Here is a 3291-nt window from a genome sequence, read left to right as displayed (position 1 = left end):
GCGCGGAATGTGCTTTTCGTTGATGGTGTGTATCCGCCCGAACAGCCGGTTCCTCCCGTTAAATCAAGCACCAACGTCATGGTAAAAAATAACCACCCAGACACTTGGTGGTCTCTACGTNAAGACACTGACCACGGCGGCGTAAAACTCTGGTCAGTGGTGCACGTTGAGGACCGAGCCACTTTCAACTTCGAAAAGGTTGAGCCGCCAATCATCACGTAGNCGAAAGCTGCGCGGTCCAGTGCCTCACCACCATAAGACACAACATCATCATCNTAACTCGCCGCCAAAGCCAACCGGCAACGGTAAGAACAATCGCGGCTGCCTGATTGTCTTCCTCATCGTACTGGCCTTAATTCTGGGGCGATGCACGACGCCGTCCACACCACCGCCGGCCGATCTGGAGCCACTTGCAGCAGTCAGTTCGTCCTCAGAGAGTTCGCCCAGCTCATCTGGTCAACGGAAGCAGAACCATGCGGCTGCGGTGTCATCGTCCAGCGCATTGTCGCTTCAGCCCGTGCCGGCCGAGATGGTTCCGACTTACACGCCAACGCCTGAGTTGCAAACGTCCGACGGTGATAATGGGTATTACACCAACAGTGACGGCAACACGGTGCAATCGCCGCACAAAGAGGTCATCGGATGCGCCCCCTCAGGTGCCAGCGCTAGATGTAGAGACGGGACGTGTGGTTTCAGCCAACATCGGAGCGGGACGTGTTCACGGCATGGCGGGGTGGCGGAGTGGATGAGAAAAAAGCGCGTTTACAATTATGCGACGTGAAATGCATGGCGGCACAATCCTTAGTGCTCATTCGCTGCTCACGACACAACCTATGCTTAATGAATAAATAACGACGTTAACCAACTTATCCACAGAGCGTGTTATGCTCAATATGTGCAGAATGTACGTAGGGGCCGGAATGAACACGCTATTTTTTGGTGATAATCTCGATGTGATGCGTGAGCGCATTGCGGATGCATCGGTCGATCTGATCTATCTCGATCCGCCTTTTAATTCGAAGGCAACGTATAACATCGTCTATAAGTCGCCCGTTGGTGCAGAATCTCAGCGTAAGGCATTTGAAGATACCTGGCGCTGGGAGGACGGCGCAGAAGCAGCAATGGACGATATCCGGCGTGCCGATGTCTCAATATTCAAGGTTTTGCATGCTCTGCAAGGGTTTATGGGGCAAAGCGATGTAATGGCCTATCTGGCCATGATGGCAGTGCGCCTCCTAGAAATGAAGAGAATATTACGGGATAATGGCAGCATTTATTTGCATTGTGACCCCACGGCCAGTCACTATCTTAAAATAGTGCTGGATGCCATTTTTGGAAAAGAGGCGTTTACCAACGAGATTATATGGCAGAGAACCAACAGTAAATCTCACGCGTTCACCAGATTTTCGTCGGCACACGATGTAATACTGATGTATAGAAAATCGGGCCAGTTTATTTGGCAGGCGCAATACGTGCCACACTCCGATAAGCTTCTTAAGAGTCATTATAACAACGTAGAGGATAGCACCGGCAGGCGTTATACTTTGGGGGATTGCCTTAATCCAAACCCTGATAGGCCAAATTTGACCTATGAATGGAATGGACTTGTCAAAGTGTGGCGGTGGACCAAGGAGAAAATGCAATCTCTCCACGATGAGGGCAGGCTTGTTTATACCAGCAGTGGGATGCCACGTTATAAGCGTTATCTCGATGAAATGAGTGGTACGCCCCTTACAGATGTATGGACTGATATTCCGCCGATAAACTCGCAGGCTCAAGAACGCTTAGGATATCCAACTCAAAAGCCAGTTGCTCTTCTCGAGCGTCTCATCCGGGCTTCCACGAAGGAAGGCGACGTGGTGCTAGACCCGTTCTGCGGTTGCGGCACAACAATCCATGCCGCCGAGCGCCTAGGGCGAAGTTGGATAGGAATTGATGTTACTTATTTAGCTATTCAGGTCATTGTAGATCGCATTAAGACCCGATTACCATCAGCCCAATATTCTATCGAAGGGATTCCTAAAGACGAGTTTGCGGCTAGAAAGTTAGCAGAGCAAGATCCGTACGTGTTCCAAGAATGGGCGGTCGCGCGAGTAGGAGGTCAACCTCGCGGGAGGGGGCCTGACAAAGGGATCGATGGAGAGGTTATCTTCGTTCGCGGTCCGAACAATTACGGGCGGGCAATTGTCTCAGTAAAAGCGGGGCGTCATGTTGGCCCTGATGCTGTTCGAGTTTTAAAAAGCGTAGTTGAGCGCGAGCGTGCTGATATGGGCGTGTTCATTTGTCTCAACGATCCCACGCAAGATATGCGAACGGAGGCCGCAGTTGGCGGACGCATTGAGCTCCCTGGAGGAGATCGTGCTAAAATTCAGATTGTTACGGTTGCTGACCTTATTCGGGGGCCAAATCTTGGAATCCTAACGGAACTGAACTCCGTGACGGTTACCCAAGCCGCACGTGCAGTTCAGAGAAAACGGCCGGCAAAGGTCCGGACGCCGGAAGAACTGAGAAACGAACCTCCATTGCCACCGATGCCTATCAAAGGGGGCAAGGCGGCAAAGCAGCAAGCTCAACTTCCTTTGGACGAACCGTTGTTGGTTGCGCCTCAAGCAAAACCTCGCAGCCGCAAAAGGTCCTGAGTGCGACAAGCGAGGCGGAGATGCGTGAGGAAGGGGTCTTCAAGCTATGAGGAGGCTGTAGCTCAAGTCACGGTGCGACCAGCGTAAGGCGAATATGTTGATTTGAAGCACTGACAACTCAATAATTGGGGTCACTTTCGGGGTTACTTAATTTTCTGCAATTGCATTTATCTTGTAAGAACAAAATCTTATTTCATTATATATGGTCCGACCGGGGCACCATTTGCAGTTTTTTGCATTCGCAAAAATCTTGAAAAACCTCTTAAAATCTGGTAGTTTATACGTGTAACAGGCCACGGCCGTCCGCCCGTATCCGCCAGCATCCACCGTGATTTTGGGGGTATAATGGGGTATCGCCGCCCGACTGTCGCACGTATGTCGCTCATACGTTCCAGGAGGGAACATGGCTCTATCGGATATGACGGCGCGCTTGGCGAAGCCGACGACTAAACCCTACAAGCTCTATGACGAACACGGTCTTTATCTCTTTGTGACGCCGGCCGGCGGCAAATTCTGGCGGCTGAAATACCGATGGCACGGTGTTGAAAAAGCGTTGTCTTAGGTGGACCCCGTCAGTTGGACAGAAAGTGGGCTGACTTAAGATAGAGAGTCTTGCCGGTTAATTGTCGCTGGCGATTTTGCCAGAATGTCG

At 51.3% G+C, this 3291-nt stretch carries 3 protein-coding genes; all 3 read left to right on the top strand.

Translation table 11 applies throughout. From position 1 onward, the window contains the following. Positions 1 to 241: 241 nt before the first annotated feature. The 3 genes from B060_RS28595 (at position 242) to B060_RS0123340 (ending at position 3201) form a co-directional block, all read left to right on the top strand. Entirely contained in the window at positions 242 to 781 is a 540-nt protein-coding gene (locus tag B060_RS28595; protein WP_425304012.1) for a DUF3761 domain-containing protein, read from the top strand. Between the two features lie 139 nt (positions 782 to 920). After that, entirely contained in the window at positions 921 to 2639 is a 1719-nt protein-coding gene (locus B060_RS0123345; RefSeq protein ID WP_035423934.1) for a DNA methyltransferase, read from the top strand. Positions 2640 to 3042: 403 nt separating this feature from the next. Further along, positions 3043 to 3201: an Arm DNA-binding domain-containing protein gene (locus B060_RS0123340; protein ID WP_018084199.1), complete on the top strand. Its 159-nt coding sequence runs from the start codon at positions 3043 to 3045 to the stop codon at positions 3199 to 3201. Positions 3202 to 3291 lie beyond the last annotated feature (90 nt).

Origin of the sequence: Asticcacaulis benevestitus DSM 16100 = ATCC BAA-896 (genome assembly GCF_000376105.1) — a bacterium.
Taxonomy (GTDB): domain Bacteria; phylum Pseudomonadota; class Alphaproteobacteria; order Caulobacterales; family Caulobacteraceae; genus Asticcacaulis; species Asticcacaulis benevestitus.
The sequence above is the reverse complement of the archived record's forward strand: the minus strand, read 5'-3'. Positions and strand labels throughout refer to the sequence as shown.

What these genes read in the sequence shown, in the direction of transcription:
- B060_RS0123345 (WP_035423934.1), top strand. Translation starts at nt 921, where the DNA reads ATGAACACGCTATTTTTTGGTGATAATCTCGATGTGATGCGTGAGCGC.
- B060_RS0123340 (WP_018084199.1), top strand. Translation starts at nt 3,043, where the DNA reads ATGGCTCTATCGGATATGACGGCGCGCTTGGCGAAGCCGACGACTAAA.